The sequence below is a fragment of the Trinickia sp. genome (assembly GCF_057351765.1).
On the sequence record NZ_JBMRBK010000041.1, the window covers coordinates 36386 to 52966 of the forward strand.

Annotated in this window: 15 protein-coding genes; 12 read left to right on the forward strand and 3 right to left on the reverse strand. The window is 65.0% G+C overall.

Translation table 11 applies throughout. The features are described from left to right. Positions 1–52: 52 nt before the first annotated feature. Positions 53–1210 carry a pyridoxal phosphate-dependent aminotransferase gene (locus ACO1XS_RS11340; protein WP_486390719.1) on the reverse strand — a complete coding sequence of 386 codons (1158 nt, stop codon included), beginning with the start codon at positions 1208–1210 and terminating at the stop codon, positions 53–55. 32 nt (positions 1211–1242) lie between these two features. Here ACO1XS_RS11340 and ACO1XS_RS11345 point away from each other — a divergent pair, with 32 nt between their 5' ends. The 4 genes from ACO1XS_RS11345 (at position 1243) to ACO1XS_RS11360 (ending at position 5462) form a co-directional block, all read left to right on the forward strand. Next, positions 1243–1908: a GntR family transcriptional regulator gene (locus ACO1XS_RS11345; protein ID WP_331574440.1), complete on the forward strand. Its 666-nt coding sequence runs from the start codon at positions 1243–1245 to the stop codon at positions 1906–1908. 34 nt (positions 1909–1942) lie between these two features. Further along, a complete protein-coding gene (locus ACO1XS_RS11350) occupies positions 1943–2857 on the forward strand; it encodes a LysR substrate-binding domain-containing protein (RefSeq protein WP_331574438.1) in 915 nt (304 codons plus the stop codon). Between the two features lie 245 nt (positions 2858–3102). Beyond that, complete coding sequence (locus ACO1XS_RS11355) at positions 3103–4587, forward strand: coproporphyrinogen-III oxidase family protein (protein ID WP_331574436.1); 1485 nt, start codon at positions 3103–3105, stop codon at positions 4585–4587. Next, entirely contained in the window at positions 4584–5462 is an 879-nt protein-coding gene (locus tag ACO1XS_RS11360; protein ID WP_486390720.1) for an alpha/beta fold hydrolase, read from the forward strand. The genes ACO1XS_RS11355 and ACO1XS_RS11360 overlap by 4 nt, the downstream gene beginning before the upstream one ends. Before the next feature lie 67 nt (positions 5463–5529). Here the strand turns inward: ACO1XS_RS11360 and ACO1XS_RS11365 are convergent, their stop codons facing one another. Next, the gene (locus ACO1XS_RS11365) at positions 5530–6678 is read right to left on the reverse strand and encodes a branched-chain amino acid ABC transporter substrate-binding protein (protein ID WP_331574432.1); all 1149 of its coding nucleotides are present in this window, start codon (positions 6676–6678) and stop codon (positions 5530–5532) included. Positions 6679–7031: 353 nt separating this feature from the next. Continuing rightward, on the reverse strand, positions 7032–7883 hold the full coding sequence (gene pdxY / locus ACO1XS_RS11370; RefSeq protein WP_331574430.1) for a pyridoxal kinase PdxY: 852 nt from the start codon (positions 7881–7883) through the stop codon (positions 7032–7034). Positions 7884–8371: 488 nt separating this feature from the next. Between pdxY and hpnI the strand changes: the two genes are divergently transcribed. The 8 genes from hpnI (at position 8372) to ACO1XS_RS11410 (ending at position 16534) form a co-directional block, all read left to right on the forward strand. Beyond that, complete coding sequence (gene hpnI, locus ACO1XS_RS11375; RefSeq protein ID WP_486390767.1) at positions 8372–9526, forward strand: bacteriohopanetetrol glucosamine biosynthesis glycosyltransferase HpnI; 1155 nt, start codon at positions 8372–8374, stop codon at positions 9524–9526. 39 nt (positions 9527–9565) lie between these two features. Beyond that, on the forward strand, positions 9566–11008 hold the full coding sequence (gene hpnJ / locus ACO1XS_RS11380) for a hopanoid biosynthesis associated radical SAM protein HpnJ (protein WP_440561864.1): 1443 nt from the start codon (positions 9566–9568) through the stop codon (positions 11006–11008). 27 nt (positions 11009–11035) lie between these two features. Then, a complete protein-coding gene (gene hpnK / locus ACO1XS_RS11385) occupies positions 11036–11914 on the forward strand; it encodes a hopanoid biosynthesis-associated protein HpnK (RefSeq protein WP_331574426.1) in 879 nt (292 codons plus the stop codon). Continuing rightward, positions 11911–12882, forward strand: coding sequence for a lysylphosphatidylglycerol synthase domain-containing protein (locus ACO1XS_RS11390; protein ID WP_486390722.1), 972 nt, complete (start codon positions 11911–11913; stop codon positions 12880–12882). The genes hpnK and ACO1XS_RS11390 overlap by 4 nt, the downstream gene beginning before the upstream one ends. A gap of 229 nt (positions 12883–13111) precedes the next feature. Beyond that, entirely contained in the window at positions 13112–13801 is a 690-nt protein-coding gene (locus ACO1XS_RS11395) for an ABC transporter permease (protein ID WP_331574501.1), read from the forward strand. Further along, positions 13798–14511, forward strand: coding sequence for an ABC transporter permease (locus ACO1XS_RS11400; protein ID WP_440561870.1), 714 nt, complete (start codon positions 13798–13800; stop codon positions 14509–14511). Before ACO1XS_RS11395 ends, ACO1XS_RS11400 begins: the two co-directional genes overlap by 4 nt. A gap of 19 nt (positions 14512–14530) precedes the next feature. Further along, the gene (locus ACO1XS_RS11405) at positions 14531–15325 is read left to right on the forward strand and encodes an ABC transporter ATP-binding protein (RefSeq protein WP_331574420.1); all 795 of its coding nucleotides are present in this window, start codon (positions 14531–14533) and stop codon (positions 15323–15325) included. A 114-nt stretch (positions 15326–15439) separates the two neighbouring features. After that, on the forward strand, positions 15440–16534 hold the full coding sequence (locus ACO1XS_RS11410) for a GlxA family transcriptional regulator (RefSeq protein WP_486390723.1): 1095 nt from the start codon (positions 15440–15442) through the stop codon (positions 16532–16534). Positions 16535–16581 lie beyond the last annotated feature (47 nt).

The window sequence follows — 16581 nt, forward strand, 5'->3', positions numbered from 1 at the left end:
AGCATCTCTAATGGCTCACCGGGTCCGCCTGATCGGTATGTCCCGCGCTCGCTCACAACTTCCACGACGCGCGGATGCGCTCGCGCACATCGCCCAACCGCGAAGCCGGCTCGTTGGAAAACACGAAGCGCAGATAGCGCTCGGCGCCGGGGCCCCAGTTCGTCATGGGCGTAGCGGCAATCTTGCCGTGTGCGAGCAATCGTCGCGACGCCTCGCCCGGCTCGATGCCGAGCGCATCGGTATCGATCAGCAGCGACCAGCCACCGTGCGGCCGCACGACCGGCAGGTCGGCCAGTTGCGCGACGAGGACGTCCCGGCGCTTTTCCCATTCGGTTACGGCCGCGGCCACGCCGTCGTCGGCCGCCGTCAGCGCGGCGGCCGCACCGGGCATGGCAATGCCGACCTGACAGACGACGTTCGAGAGGCTCGCAAGCCGAACGTCGCGCATGATCGTTGCGGGGCCGACGATCCAGCCGATGCGCCAGCCGATCATCCGGTACTCCTTCGAGACCGCGCCGACGCTGATCGTGCGCTCGCGCATGTCGGGCAAACCGGCCGGATGAAGCACGGCGCGGCCATCGAAGAGAATCCGCTCCATGGCGGCGTCATAGACGAGCCATGCGCCGGCGCGACGGCAGTGTTCGGCGATCGCCTGCCATTCGTCCGCCGTGGCGACATAGCCGCTCGGCATCGATGGCGACATCATCAGAAACGCCTTCGTGCGGGGTCCCACGGCCGCGGCCAGGCTGTCGAGATCGAGCCGCCAGCCGTCGGCGCCGGCTACGAGCCGCGCGAACTTCGGCACACCGCCCGCGAGGTGGACGCGATTGATGAGCCCGGCGTAGGTCGGTGTGCTCAGCACGACTTCGTCGCCGGGTTCCAGGATCGAGAGCAGCACGTTGAAGATACCGGCCAGCCCGCCGGCCGAAACGATACACTCCGTCGCGGCGTCGTAGCGGTGCCCCGCGGCGCGCCCGACGCGCTCGGCGGCGGCCTGCCGCAGAGCGGGCAGGCCGAGAAACGGCAGGTAGCTGTTGGCCGCGTCGTCGTCGACGGCTTCGCGCGTGACCTTCAAGGCTGCCGCGGGCGGCCGGAGGTCAGTGTCGAGGTTTTCGAGCCGTAGAATGTCCGCGTCGTGCATCGAGTCCGCCGCGTCGCCGACCCGGTCGACACCGATGCCGGGGATATTTCGCAATCTGGATACCGTCATATCGACCTCCCAATGAGTTTTAATATATTAAAATGAAAAAGTCGGCCGATGCAAAAGTTTCTTCGGTGGCGCTTGCCGACCGTATCCGCGAACGCATCGCGAGCGGCGAGTTGCCGCCCGGCACGCAGTTGCGGCAGGACCGCCTCGCGGCCGAATTCGGAACGAGCCACATTCCCGTGCGCGAGGCGTTTGCGCAGTTGCAGGCGAGCGGGTTCGTCACGCTGGTGCCGAATCGCGGTGCCTTCGTTTCGGCGATGAGCGCATCGGAAGCCGAGGAGCTCCAGGAAATGCGCGTGGCGCTGGAACTCATCGCGCTCGACGCTGCGATCGATGCATTCGGCCCGGACGACGCCCGGGCCGCGCGCGAGATTCTCGAACGCGATCGCAAGGCGCGCGACGTCGAGGCCTGGTCGAAGGACAACTGGGCATTTCACCGCGCCATCTACGCCGCGGGCGGTAAGCCGCATCTGCTCGAGACGCTCGAAGTACTCTGGCGCAAGGCCGACCGCTATTTGCGGCTGGTCTGGCAGATCGAGCCGTACCAGGAGACCTCGTGCGCGGAGCACGCGGCTATCCTCGAGGCCGTGATTGCGCGCGATCGCCGCAGGGCGAAAGGTTTGACGAAGGCGCATATCGCGGCCGCGGGCGCGGTGATGAAAGCGGCGTTGCGTGCGAAAAACCGCGAAGCGGGTGCATGATGCGCGAAACACTCACGCCACGACCTGCCGTACGATGACCGGTTCGCGTCTTCCCCCCATGCAGACGTTGCGCGCGTTCGAAGCTGCCGTGCGGCTCGGCAGCTTCACGCGCGCAGCGGACGAACTCGCGCTGACGCAAGGTGCGATCAGCCAGCACGTGCGCGCGCTCGAACTGCGCCTGGGCACCGCGCTGTTCGTGCGTGAGCGTTTTGGCGCTGTCGCGACGCCGGAGGCTCACGCGCTCGCGCTGCAGGTGCGTCAGGGACTCGAGGTGCTGCAGCGCGCATTCGAGCGCGTACCGCCGCGCCAGCGTACCCGCGAAGCGCGCAAGCCTGAACCGACCAAGCTGACGGTGAGCGTGCTGCCGCCGTTCGCCGCGCGATGGCTCGCGCCCCGTCTTCCATCGTTTTTGCGCCGTCACCCCGATATCTCGCTGCAACTGCGTCCCGAGGCGGCGCTCGCGCGTTTCGACCGGCACGATGGCGTGGACGTGGCGTTGCGCTACGGGCCCGGCGCGTGGCCTGACCTCGAGGCCGAGCGGCTGATGGACGAGGAGGTATTCGTGGTGGCGAGCCCCGCTTATCGCGGGGGGCGGCTGCCTCGACGGTTCGCCGATCTCGCGCGCTGCACGTTGCTGCGCCATGCCTCGCAGCCCTGGGAGCCGTGGTTCCAGGCCGTCGGTCTCGATCTGACCGAGCCGCGCGGCGGGCCGCTTTTCACGGACGCCGGTGCGCTCATCGATGCCGCGGCGAACGGGCTCGGCATTGCGCTCGCGCGCGCGACGCTCGTGGAAGCGGAGCTTGCCAAGGGTGCCCTTGTCCGGCTCTGGCGGCGCAGTATCAAGGACATCTACGCGCACTTCATCGTCTGGCGCTCCGACAGCGCGAAACGCGATGCCATCGATGCGTTGCGCCGCTGGCTGCACGAAGAGGCCGCCGCGGCGCGCTAGCGCCACCGTGTTTTCGGTATTTGTCTTCCTCGCACAGTTGAAAACGAACAGCGGTTTTGCATAAGCGTGATATCGAATCCGATAATCGAAAAGAACTACGGATTGTGACGCCTGTGAGCAGTCGATGCCGACTTAAACTCGGTTCCGTCGAATTAATATGAATTCAACAAAGCAAGACGGCGAATCGGGGAAGAAGCTCGACAACGGCGCGCGCCGCCGCGAGCTCGTCGATCACGGAGAACGGCATGTCTACGACGGATATGACGCGTGCTGATGTAGCCGCGTTCATCGAGCGCGAGTTTTCGCGCCCACAGAGCAACAAGGTACTACATACGCATCCCAGTCCGATGTATTGGCGGGCGAACGATGGTAAGACCCGCGAACGCTGGGAGAAGCGGGCGCATTTGGCGAAGCAGCGCCGGTTTAAAGACAACCTTTACCTGGGCATTCCATTTTGTATTCCGACCGATCCGGCTCATTGCGGATTTTGTCTTTTTCCAACACAGGATTATCGAGGAAAGTCTCAAATTTCCGATTACCTCGATTATCTCGAGCGTGAAGCGGAGCTTTTTGGCGATATGCTGTCGGGCGATACGCTGGCATCGCTCTACGTCGGCGGTGGCACGCCGAACCTCCTGCGTGACGGCGAGTATGCGCGCCTCATGGCGATCGTTCGGAAACTCTATGGTGACGTGGCGCCCCGGATCGAGAAGACTCTCGAGGGAATCCCGCAGCTTTTCACGCGTGACAAGGTCGATGCCATTCGCAGCGCCGGCTTCACACGCGTAAGCATGGGCGTGCAGCAACTGAGCGACCGGCTGATCCGCTATAGCGGCCGCAAGCAGACGCGCCAGCAAGTGATGGACGCGCTTGCCTATTTCAACGAGGCCCAGCTCGCCTGCAACGTGGACCTCATTTACGGGTGGCCCGAGCAGACCGTCGACGACATGCTGTTCGACCTCGACGAACTGGTGCGCTCGGGCGTTCGCCATATCACGCACTATCAGCTCAATATCGCGGGGCGCAGCGACTTCAGCAAGGCGCAACGTGCGCAGTTGCCGCCGCTCGAGGAGACCATCGAGATGTATCGTGAATCCGTGCGATTTCTGACTGCCCGGGGGTTTCGTCAAGCGACCGTGTATGACTGGGAGCGGACCGACCCTGACGGTGACGGGCGCTTCGAATTTGCCGGCGCCGAGCGCTACGAATACGAGACGCACTTGCGCTGCCTCTTGAATATGGAGGGTAGCGAGCTCGTCACGCAGCACATGATCGGCATCGGCTATGCGGCGATCAGCATGCCCCCATCGTCGTGGAACCCGGACGACGGGCTCAACTGGTTGCAGATGAATCATCGCTCGCTCGAGGCGTACCATGCCGCGATCGATGCCGGGCAGTTTCCGGTCGACAGGCAGTTCGTGCAGGCCTTGCCGGACATGAAGCTTGCATGGCTCTTCCAGGAGATGCAGACGATGAATATCGATCTATGCGCCTACGAAATGGCGTTCGGGTGCGACGCCATCGGCGAGTTCGAGCCAATCTGGGAGGAGCTCGGCGCGCGCGGGTGGATTGAAATCGAAAACGACGCGATCCGTTTCGTCGATATCGGGGCTTTTCACATCCCCATGCTGCAAGCGCTGATGAGCCAGACGCGGCTACGCCAGTTGCGCGATGGTGTGGACCTCGGGGGCGGCACGCGGCGCGTCGTTCCGATTCACGCCGAGATATGACCACGCTCGCCGAATGCATTTCGACCCGTGACGGTGTGCGGCTCGCCCTCACGCGCGTGGGCAATGGCCGGGGCGCGCCCGTCGTCCTCACGCACGGTACGTTCTCGAACCACCGCTGCTGCATGGCGCTCGCCGAGTACCTGGCCCGCCGTGGGCTTGCATGCTGGGTCTTCGACTGGCGCGGGCACGGCCGCAGTGCAAAGGCGCCGACGCCTTACACATTCGACACGGTCGCGCGCGAAGATGTCGAGGCCGTCGTCGCTGCGCTCGGGACGAAAAGCGGCGGGCAACCGATTTACTGGGTCGGGCACAGTGGCGGCGGGCTCATTGCGGCGATGTGGATGGCCCGCAATCCGGCGCGCGCGGCACGTGAATTCGGCGGACTCGTGTTGTTGGCCAGCCAGGCGACGGCCGCGGCGCTGACTTGGCGCAACCGCGCGCGCGTGCGGGCGATGGCCGCGTGGATCGCCTGCGGTGGGCGCTTGCCGAGTTGGCTCTTGCGCGTCGGTCCGGAGGGCGAAGAGCCGCGGCTCATGCGCCAATGGTGCCGGTGGAGCCTTGCCCGGACGTTCGACGGCGAGGACGGCTTCGACTACCTGGGCGCGCTCGGCGCCGTCGAAGTACCGCTGCTTGCGCTCGCGGGCAGCGGCGACGCGTTCATCGCACCGGAGCAAGGGTGCGCGAGGCTGGCCAACGCCTTCGGCGGCGCGGATCGTACCTACCGGCTGTGCGGCCGCGATCGCGGTTTTAGCGAAGACTATACGCACGAGCGCTTGATCGTCTCGCGCAATGCCGCGCGCGAAACCTGGCCGCTCATCGGGCGCTGGCTCGCGGAGCACGGCGCGCATGGCGCGCACGACGAGCGGTTTGCCTGAGCCAAACGCAACACGGCGCCCGAAGGCGCCGTGTCATGCGGCACGACGGCGATGCCTGGGCGCTGTGTCAGAGCCCCGCTTTCGTGGCAACGGTCACCCACTGGCCGTTCTTGACCTCGTAGACGGTCGACGAGCCTTGCTTGAGCGAACCGTTCGAGTTGAATGCGATATGGCCGGTGATGCCGTCGAAGCTGATCGCCTTGAGCTTCGGACGGTAGTCCTCCGGCTTGATCGAATTCGCGGCCTGCATGGCTTTGATGGCCGTCCATGCGGCGTCGTAGCCGAACGGTGCGTACGACAGCACATCGACGCCGAACTTCGCCTTGAATTTGCTCGCGAACTCCTTACCCACCGGCGTGCTGTCGAGCGGGCGACCGTACTCCCAGGCCATGGCGCCCTCGGCGGAGTCGCCGGCGAGCTTGATGAAGTCGATGTCCTTCACGCCGCCGCCGCCCACGAACTGAGCCTTGATGCCAAGCTGGCGCATCTGCTTCATGATGCCCGCGGCTTGCGGGTTGAGCGCCGCGACGAAAATGAGGTCTGGGTTGACGCCTTTGAGCTTCGTGAGCTGAGTCTTGAAGTCGGTCGCGCTGTTCGTCGTATATTCGCGTCCCACGATATTGCCGCCAGCCTTCTTGACGGCCTTCTCGAACTCGTCGGCTTCGCCCTGACCGAATGCCGTCCGGTCGTCGATGATCGCGATGCGCTTGGCCTTGGTCGTCTGCACGGCATACGTGCCTGCCGTACCCGCGTTTTGCGCATCGCTCGAAATCACCATGAACACGTTCTCGTAGCCGCGCCCCGTGATGATCGGATTCGTGGCGGCCGGATCGATGTCGGGAATGCCCGCTTTCTGGTAGATCTCGGAGGCCGGAATCGTCGTGCCCGAATTGAAGTGGCCGACGATCACGTTCACGCCCTCATCGACGAGTTTCTGTGCCACTTGTGAACCGGTCTTGGGGTCCGCCTGATCGTCCTCTGCGACGAGTTGGAACGATGCGGGCTGTCCGTTGATCTTGATGCCTTGCGCCTTGGCATCGTCGAGCGCCAGCTGCACGCCGTCCTGGAGATCCTTGCCGTAGCTGGCGTTGGGGCCCGTGAGCGGGGCGGCAAAGCCGATCTTGACCGTGACATCGGCGGATGCGGAAAACGGCACGACTGCGAGAAGCGCTCCAACAGCAACTGCGATAGGGGTAATCGTCTTCGCGAAACGCATGTTCTTTCCTTTTGGCGACAACATGGAAAACGGCGGTGGTGTGCATCCCGGCATGCGCGCGAAGGTGCGCGATGCGCGGATCTCCTCCGCGCCGAAAACGCCGGTGCACGACTCTTGTTCGGTGAGAGGGCGTGTGGCGGAACCTCCTGGGATTCGTAGTTTTCGTCGATCTGTGCCGCCGGCGCGTCGGCCTGCCGCGGCACTCCCTTGACGCGAATATAGGAAGCCAATAAGAGGCCGTCTTGACCGTTCGCGTCGTCCAGTATGCGCATTTCGGCATAGCGATGCTGCGCCGGCAATCAGGGCAAACACGCTCGTCCTCGAAGGCACCGCCCGCGCGGCGGCGATGCGCGTCAGGCCGCCCCGACGAACCACGCGCCGAGCCACTCGCGCGGACGCGCGATATCGTCTTGCGCGGCGACGAGTTCGAGCTCGTAGCGACCGGCGTCGTAGGTCGCCTTCAGCACCGCGTGCACCGCGGCGGACGTATGCTCGAGCGCGGTTCGCACCGAATCCCCTGTGAGGCGCCGTGCGACGAATATGGCACTCGTGAGCTCCGAGACGCCCACGGGCTGGCGGGCGAACGGGTAGCGCGGATACTGGCTCATCCACGCCTCGCTCGCTGTCACCGCGAGCAGGTTGACGCGGTCGGCCGGACTGTTGCGATCCCGCAACTGCTTGACGAGCACGAGTTGCGGCCCGCGCGCGATGATCTCCCGACAGGACACGACGGCTTCGTCGACGGTCTCGATTGCGCGGCCGGCCAGCTTTTGCAATGTCTCGTGATTCGGAGCCAGGCCGTCGGCGGTCGCCGGCATCGCGGCGAGCAGGTATTCGTCGACGTGGGCGCCGGCGCCCGCGCCGATGACGGGCGTGGCGAAGTGCCACGCGCGGGGATTGGCCGCCTTCACCGCCTTTACGATGTCGACGACCGCCTGCACCTGCGCAGTCGAACTCAAGTAGCCGGAGAGCACGGCGTCGCAGCGCCGCAACACGCCGATGGTACCGATTCCTTCGACGAGTTCGCTCATCTGCGCGGCGTCGATCGCGCTCCCGGCCCAGTGTCCGTACTGCATGTGATTCGAAAACTGCATCGTCTCGAGCGGCCAGACGTTCACGCCGAGGCGTTGCATCGGGAACACCGCGGCACTGTTGCCTACATGGCCGAACACGACATGCGGCTGTATGCTGAGAACGTTTTTCATGGTGGCTTCGCTTCGCGCGGCGCGCGCGCTTCGAGGTCGACTGGCCCGCCGGCCGGCGCGAGTCGCTTCGACCGCGCGTGCGGGCGGCGGGAAAACAGCATCTACTTAAACACGATACATGACTTGCTGCGTCGCGTCATCGCTCGGGGCCGGATACCGCACGTTGTACGCCGGGCCGCCGTGCCCGATGCAGCGTCCACGCGACGGAATCCAGTAGTCGATACGCGTTGCGGCACTGCTTATGCCTCGCACTGCTACAATTACGGGTTTGCGGCTTCGAGCTTCAGGCGCGCGGGCGGGGCTCGTTTTCCCGCCGGGACCTGCGGACGAGGCACGCGCTCGACTTCTACGAAGGAGCAACGACCCGTGCGAGCCAGCATCGTTTCATCGCGGTTGACCGTGGCGTACCGCAAGCCGGTCCGTTGCGTGCCGCCATTGGCGGGGCGCGCGCGGTGAACGCGGCGGTGGCCTCGGCATTGTCCGATTGGATGCTGGTGATGCTCGCGTGCGCCGCGGCGGCCTATGCGCTTGCGGCGGCGTTTGCCATGCCGTCGGCACGGGCGTTCAGCCGGGCCCGTCCCGCCCGGCCGCCCGCGAGAGCGTCGGGCGTAAGCGTGCTCAAGCCGCTGTGCGGTGCCGAGCCGCGGCTTTTCGAAAATCTCGCGACTTTCTGCGAGCAGCGCCATCCGTGCTACCAACTGCTTTTCGGCGTGTCATCGCCGAACGACGCGGCCATCGGTGTCGTGCGGCGGCTGCAGGCCTTGTACCCGGGGCGCGATATCGAACTCGTCGTCGATTCACGCGTGCACGGCAAGAACCTGAAGGTCAGCAATCTCATCAATCTTGCCGCGCGTGCGAAGCATCCGCTCGTCGTCGTGGCGGACAGCGACATCGCGGTCGAGCCCGGCTATCTGGAAGCGGTCACCGCGCCGTTGGACGACCCCGAAGTGGGCATCGTCACGTGCCTTTACCACGCCGAAAGCGTCGGCGGTTTCTGGACGCGCGTGGGCGCGCTGTTCGTCAACGAATGGTTCGCGCCGTCGGTGCGGCTCGCGCATGCGGGCGGTTCCCGGCGCTTCGGGTTCGGCGCGACGCTCGCGCTGCGCGCCACGACGCTGGAATTGACGGGCGGCTTTGCCGCCCTCAAGGATTGCCTGGCCGACGATTACTGGCTGGCCGAGCATGCGCGCGTGCGGGGTCTCGAAACGGTGTTGTCGGAAGTCGTGGTGGCCACGGACGTCATCGAGCCCGATTTCGCGTCGCTGTGGCGGCGCGAGACGCGCTGGCTGCGCACGATCCGCTCGATCAACCCGGCCGGTTTCGCATTTCTGTTCGTGACGTTCACGATGCCGTGGGTCCTACTGGCCGCACTGCTTGCCTACGGGCTCGCCGGCCATGGCGCACCCGTTCGCGCGGCGGTGCTGGCAGCGGCCGCGGTGCTCGGCTTGCTCGCGCGGCTCGCGGTACACGCGCGGGGTGCACGCCATATCAGCACGTTCTGGCGCGATCTGCCGCTCGTGCCGCTGCGCGATGGGTTGCTTGCGCTGCAGTGGCTTGCCGCGGCGTTCGGCTCTCACGTCACCTGGCGCGGCGCCCGGGTACCCGTCGTGGCGCGTGTGGCGGAGGGCTCCGATGGCTCCTGACGCCGCGTCCACTCAGTCTTCTTCTTTTCATCCGTATTCATGCAGGTTGCCGGAGCATCCATGAAATCCCTGTTCTTGCAGGCCCCGTCCTATGACGGCTTCGACGGCGGAGCCGGATCGCGCTATCAGGCCAAGCGCGAGATCCGCTCGTTCTGGTATCCGACCTGGCTCGCGCAGCCCGCGGCGCTCGTGCCCGGCAGCCGCGTGCTCGACGCGCCGGCCGACGGCCTCTCGGTCCAGGCATCGCTCGACATCGCCGTCGAATACGACGTCGTTTTCATCCATACGAGCACGCCGTCGTTTCCGACCGACGCGCTTTTTGCGCAGGACCTGAAAAAGCGCAAGCCGTCGGTCCTGATCGGCATGGTGGGCGCCAAAGTGGCGGTGGACCCTCATAACTCGCTCACGGCGAGCGACGCGATCGATTTCGTCTGCCGCGAGGAGTTCGACTTCACCTGCAAGGAAATCGCCGAAGGCAAGCCGTTCCCGGAAATCAAGGGTTTGAGCTGGCGCGCGAAGGACGGTTCGATCGAGCACAACGAAGCGCGCCCGATCCTCGAAAACATGGACGAGCTGCCGTTCGTCGCGCCCGTGTACAAGCGCGATCTCAAGATCGACAACTACTTCATCGGCTATCTGAACTACCCGTACGTGTCGATCTACACGGGGCGCGGCTGCAAGTCGCGCTGCACGTTCTGCTTGTGGCCGCAGACGGTCAGCGGCCACCGCTATCGCACGCGCTCGGTCGATAACGTGCTCGAGGAAGTGAAGTGGATTCGCGAAAACATGCCCGAAGTGAAGGAGATCATGTTCGACGATGACACTTTCACCGACGACACCCCGCGGGCTGAAGCGATCGCGCGCGGGCTCGGCAAGCTCGGCGTGACCTGGTCGTGCAACGCGAAGGCCAACGTGCCGTATTCGACGCTGAAGATCATGAAGGAAAACGGCCTGCGCTTGTTGCTGGTCGGCTACGAGTCGGGTGACGATCAGATTCTCGTCAACATCAAGAAGGGCGTGCGTACCGATTTCGCGCGGCGTTTCAATGCGGACTGCAAGAAGCTCGGCATCATGATTCACGGCACCTTCATTCTCGGCTTGCCCGGCGAGACGAAGGAGACGATCCGCAAGACGATCGAGTATGCGAAGGAAATCAATCCGCATACGATCCAGGTCTCGCTGGCCGCGCCTTATCCCGGTACGACACTCTATAAGCAAGCCGTCGAAAACGGCTGGCTCGAAGAGAACAAGGTCATCAATCTCGTCAGTAATGAAGGCGTGCAGCTCGCCGCGATCGGCTATCCGCATCTGTCGCGCGATGAGATCTATCACCACCTCGAGGCGTTCTACAAGGAGTTCTACTTCCGCCCCTCGAAGATCTGGGAGATCGTGCGCGAAATGCTGACGAGCTGGGACATGATGAAGCGGCGTCTGCGCGAAGGCGTCGAATTCTTCCGCTTCCTGCGCGCCCACGAGGCATGAGCTCAACCCTCGTACGGAAATAATCCGGTGTCTCGTTCTGCCGCGAGGGCACTAATCGTCACGGCCGACGATTTCGGCCTCGATGTGCGCGTGAACCGGGCCGTCGAACGCGCGCATCGCGATGGGGTGTTGACGAGCGCGAGCCTCATGGTGAGCGCACCGGCGGCGGGCGACGCCGTCGAGCGCGCACGTCGGCTGCCGGGCCTGCGCGTGGGCTTGCACCTCGTACTCGCGGATGGGCCGGCGATGTCGTCCGCGGCCGAGATTCCCGCGCTCGTCGGTGCCGACGGCCGGTTCGGCGATGCGATGGTGCGCGACGGTTTTCGCTTCTTTTTTCTGCCCGCCGTGCGCACCCAACTCGCGCGCGAGATCCGCGCGCAGTTCGAAGCGTTCGCCGCAACCGGTTTGACGCTCGACCACGTCAACGCCCATAAGCATTTCCATGTGCATCCAACGGTGCTGTCGCTCGTCCTGTCGATCGGTCGCGAGTATGGGCTCGAGGCGATCCGTCTGCCGTTCGAAGCGCACGCGCCCTGGTGGCTCGCGCCCTGGATCGCGCTGATGCGCGCGCGGCTTGCACGCGCTGGGATTGCGCACAACGATTACGTCGTCGGTATCGCAAACACGGGTGGCATGGACGAAGCCGTCGTGCTCGACGCGCTGGCCGCGTTGCCCGAAGGCATCGGCGAAATCTACTGTCACCCCGCGGAGCCCGGCGCACCGGGGCAGGGGCCGATCAGCTCCTCGATGCGCGAATATCGCCACGCAGACGAACTGGCTGCACTCCTCTCGCCGCGCGTCGCCGCGGCGATGGCGGGCATCCCCAGAGGCGGATTCGCCGATGTCTGCGGTGCAGGCGTCGCAGGGATATCGGGCCCAAGCGCCGCGCAAGGCCGTCGGCTATGACGAGGTGGTTCAAGTGGGCCGGCTGGCCCATCGGTATTGCCATCCTGATTGCGCTCGTCGTGCGCAACGGAGCGGGCGACGTCGTGCACATCATCGGCGAGGCCGGGTTTACGCTGCTTTGGCTAGTGCCGTTTCACGCGCTGCCGCTCTTGCTCGATGCGCGCGCATGGCAGTTGCTGCTGCGAGGGCGTGCGCCGCTCGTCTTTCTGTGGTGGGTCGCGACGGTCCGCGAGGCGGTGGGGCGGCTCTTGCCCGTCGTGGGAGTGGGCGGCGAGATCGTCGGCATTCGCCTCGCGCGCTGGCACGTGAGCGATGCGTCTCGGGTCAGCGCCTCGGTGATCGTCGAGGTATTGATCACGATCGCGGTGCAGTACGCGTTTTCGGCGCTCGGGCTCGTGCTGATTTTTGCGTCGACGGGTGGGGCGGGCGCGAAGACGATCGCGCTGGCGCTCGCGATGTCGCTGCCGCTTCCCTTCGTGACGATCGCGCTGGTGCGCCGCGGGGGGCTATTTCATGCCATCGAACGCTTCGCCGTGCGCGCGCTCGGCAGCGAGCATCGGCTGCTGCAAGGAATCGACGGCAAGCGGCTCGATGAAGAAATCGACGCGCTCATGAGAAAGACGGGGATGCTCGTGAGGGCCTTCGCCTGGCAACTCGCCGGATATGTGCTCGGCGCGCTCGAGACTTATTGGGCGCTGGCGTTGCTGGGCCACCCGGTCTCGATTGGCGGCGCCATCGCCATCGAGGCGCTCACGCAGGCCGTGCGCCACGCCGCGTTCATGGTGCCCGCGGGACTCGGCGTTCAGGAAGCTGCCGTGGTGCTGCTTGCGCAGATGTTCGGGGTCGACCGCGAAGTCGCGCTGTCGCTCGCGCTCGTCAAACGCATGCGCGAGGTCGTCTTCGGCTGTGCGGCGCTTGCGTCCTGGCAATGGGCCGAACTCTCGCGCGGGCGCAATCTCGTACGGTAGGCGTCAACAGCCTCGGGCGCATTCCAAATATCGAAAATGCGACGGGAAGTTTTCGCAATTCACGCCGAGCCGCGCGGGCCCGCTCGCGGCAGCGACCGCGCACGAGCGGCAGGGCGGGACCTGCGCGCTCGATAACGCGGATGTTGCACTGCCGCAAAGAGCAGCGCGCCATTTGCGGAAACATTTTTCGCTTGCGACGATCCGCGCCATCCCTCTGACGGAGATGCGCGTGTTTCTCTACGGGTTTGGACCGGTGTTGCTCGCGGGCACGCTGAAGACGATCGAGTTGTCGGTGCTCTCGCTGGCCGTGGCGGTGCTGCTGGGCCTCGCCGGCGCGCTGGCCAAGCTCTCGCGCCGGCCGGCCGTGGCGGGCGCGGCCACGGCCTACACGACATTGATCCGTTCGGTGCCGGATCTCGTGCTGATGCTGCTGCTCTTTTACAGCATCCAGATCGCCGTGAATCAGCTGACCGACGCGCTCGGCATCGAACAGATCGATATCGATCCGTTCGTCGCCGGCGTGCTGACGCTCGGTTTCATCTATGGCGCCTACTTCACGGAAACGTTTCGGGGCGCGTTCATGGCCGTGCCCCGCGGGCAGCTGGAAGCCGGCATGGCCTACGGGATGAGCGGCGCGCGCGTCTTCGCACGCATCCTCTTTCCGCAGATGATGCGCTTCGCGCTGCCCGGTATCGGCAACAACTGGCAGGTGCTCGTCAAGGCGACCGCGCTCGTTTCGATCATCGGTCTTGCGGACGTCGTGAAGGCCGCGCAGGACGCCGGAAAGAGCACGTTCAACATGTTCTTTTTCGTCCTCGTTGCCGCGCTGATCTATCTGGCCATCACCACCGTGTCCAACATCGCGCTGATTTGGCTCGACCGCCGCTATTCCCTCGGCGTGCGCAAGGCGGAGCTATGATCGACATTCTTTCCCAGTTCGGCCGGGCGTTTCTCTATTGGGACGGGCAGGGCCTCTCGGGCCTGGCCATGACGCTCTGGCTGCTCGTTGCCTCGCTCGCGATCGGCTTTACTATGGCCGTGCCGCTTGCCGTTGCGCGCGTTTCGCAAAATCGCTGGTTGTCGGTGCCGGTGCGCTGCTATACCTACCTCTTTCGCGGCACGCCGCTTTATGTGCAGTTGCTGCTCATCTACTCGGGTCTTTACAGCCTCGAAGTCGTGCGCGCGCATCCCACGCTGAACGAATTTTTCCGCAGCGGCCTGAATTGCGCCATCCTCGCCTTCGGTCTCAATACGGGCGCCTACACGACGGAGATTTTCGCGGGCGCGATCCGCTCGATCTCGCATGGCGAAGTCGAAGCTGCGCGCGCCTACGGCATGCACCGCTTCACGATGTATCGGCGCATCGTCTTGCCCTCGGCGCTGCGACGCGCGTTGCCGCTTTACAGCAACGAGGTCATTCTCATGCTGCATGCGACGACGATCGCATTTACCGCCACGGTGCCCGACGTGCTCAAGGTCGCGCGCGACGCCAATTCGGCAACCTATATGTCGTTTCAGGCATTCGGCATCGCCGCATTGATCTATCTTGCGGTATCGTTTGCGCTCGTCGCGCTATTCAGACGGGCCGAACAGCACTGGCTGGCGTACCTCGCGGTCGGCCGCCGTTGAATTACTCGAGGAGAGCACGGTGCTTCAAGCGACATCCCCATCCACCGCCGTCAAGCTCGCGGCGCTCGATATCCACAAACGCTACGGCGACAACGAGGTTCTCAAGGGCGTGACGCTCGAAGCAAACGCCGGCGACGTCATCAGCATCATCGGCGCGAGTGGTTCGGGCAAGAGCACGTTCTTGCGTTGCATCAACTTTCTCGAACGGCCGAATGCCGGGCAGATCGTCGTCGACGGCGAGGCGGTGCGCACGCGCGCCGACCGCTCGGGCAACCTCGAGGTGGCCGACCACAAACAGCTCCAACGCATGCGCACCAAGCTCGCGATGGTGTTTCAGCACTTCAATCTGTGGGCGCACATGACGGTGCTCGAAAACGTCGTCGAAGCGCCGATCCATGTGCTCGGGCTCTCGCGTCGCGAGGCCGAGGAACGCGCACGCGCGTACCTCGAGAAGGTCGGGCTCGCGCCCCGCCTCGAAAAGCAGTATCCGTCGCACCTGTCGGGCGGGCAGCAGCAACGCGTGGCGATCGCACGCGCGCTGGCCATGAACCCGGACGTGATGCTCTTCGACGAGCCGACTTCGGCGCTCGATCCGGAGCTTGTCGGGGAAGTGCTGAAAGTCATGCAGAAACTCGCCGAAGAAGGCCGTACGATGATCGTCGTCACGCACGAGATGGGGTTTGCGCGCAACGTCTCCAACCATGTCATGTTTTTGCACCAGGGCCGGACCGAGGAAGAGGGCGATCCAGCGATCGTGCTCACCCAGCCACGAAGCGAGCGGCTGCGGCAGTTCCTGTCGGGTAGCCTCAAATAAGCCAGACATGCGGTTAGTCCTGTCGAGACCGGCTCATGGACCCACCGCCCGATCGGCGCCGGGCGCGCCCCGCCTATCCGAAGCAGGTCAGCCGTTCGACGTGGGGAGAACGTGATGGTACGCGCCGGCCAGGTCGTGCCGAGCACGTCAGGCGCGCCGCGCGCCACGGAGGTCGTCATCGTGGCGCTGCCGCCCGTTTCGATGTCCGGGCTCGGCCCGATCGTCGATACGCTGCGCCTCGCCAACGAAATCGACGGCCGCCTGCTTTACCGCTGGCGAATTTGCTCGTGGGATGGCCGGGCCGTGCCGCTCGAGGGTGGCGCCACGTTGGCGGCCGATGGCGCATTCGGCGACGGCATTGCCTGCGATTGGCTTATCGTCGTCACGGAGCGTTTTCAGCAGTTCGCCGATTACCGGCTCTTTCTCGCATCGCTCGCGCGCGTGGGCCAGCGCACGCCGCTCGTCACGGGTATTCATCATGGCGTCTGGTGGCTCGCCATGGCGGGCCAGCTCTCGGGCTACCGGGTGAGCGTGAATTGGGAAACTTATCAGCAGTTTGCGGAGCAGTTCGAGCGCTCGATCGTGACGCAGCAGCTCTTCGAGATCGACCGCGACCGGGCGAGCTGCGCGGGCGGTCAGGCCAGTGCCGACTTCATGCTTGCCATGGTCGCGCGCGAGCACGGCCCGGAGTTGGCCGAACGCATTGCCGACGCGTTGGGCCTCGGCGCGCTGCGCGCAGGCGAGGAGCGCCAGCGCATTCCGCACGTCACGGCGCCCGGCGAACGCCATCCGCGGCTCAACGACGCGTTACAGCTGATGGATGCGAATGTCGAAGATCCGCTGACGACGGACGAGATCGCGGAACTCGTCGGGATCTCGCGCCGTCAGCTCGAGCGGCTCTTCAAGCAGTATCTCGGCGCGATGCCGTCGAAGTACTACCTCGGTCTTCGGCTCACCAAGGCACGTTTGCAACTGCAGCGCTCGAGCAAATCGATCGTTCAGGTCAGCCTGGCATGCGGATTTTCGTCGGCCGCGCATTTTTCGAATGCGTACCGCGAACGGTTCGGCCTCACGCCGCGCGAAGAGCGCCGCAACTGGATTGCGCGACAGCATGGCGCGGGCGCGCCGTTTGCGGGCGAGCCCCGTGCGGGTGCGCTGATCGAGCCACCCGACACGGATGAGGGAGCGACGCGCGGCGAACCCCGATAGATCGCGTCGCTCGTGCGCAAGACGGCGGCGCGAACGTTTTCTACACT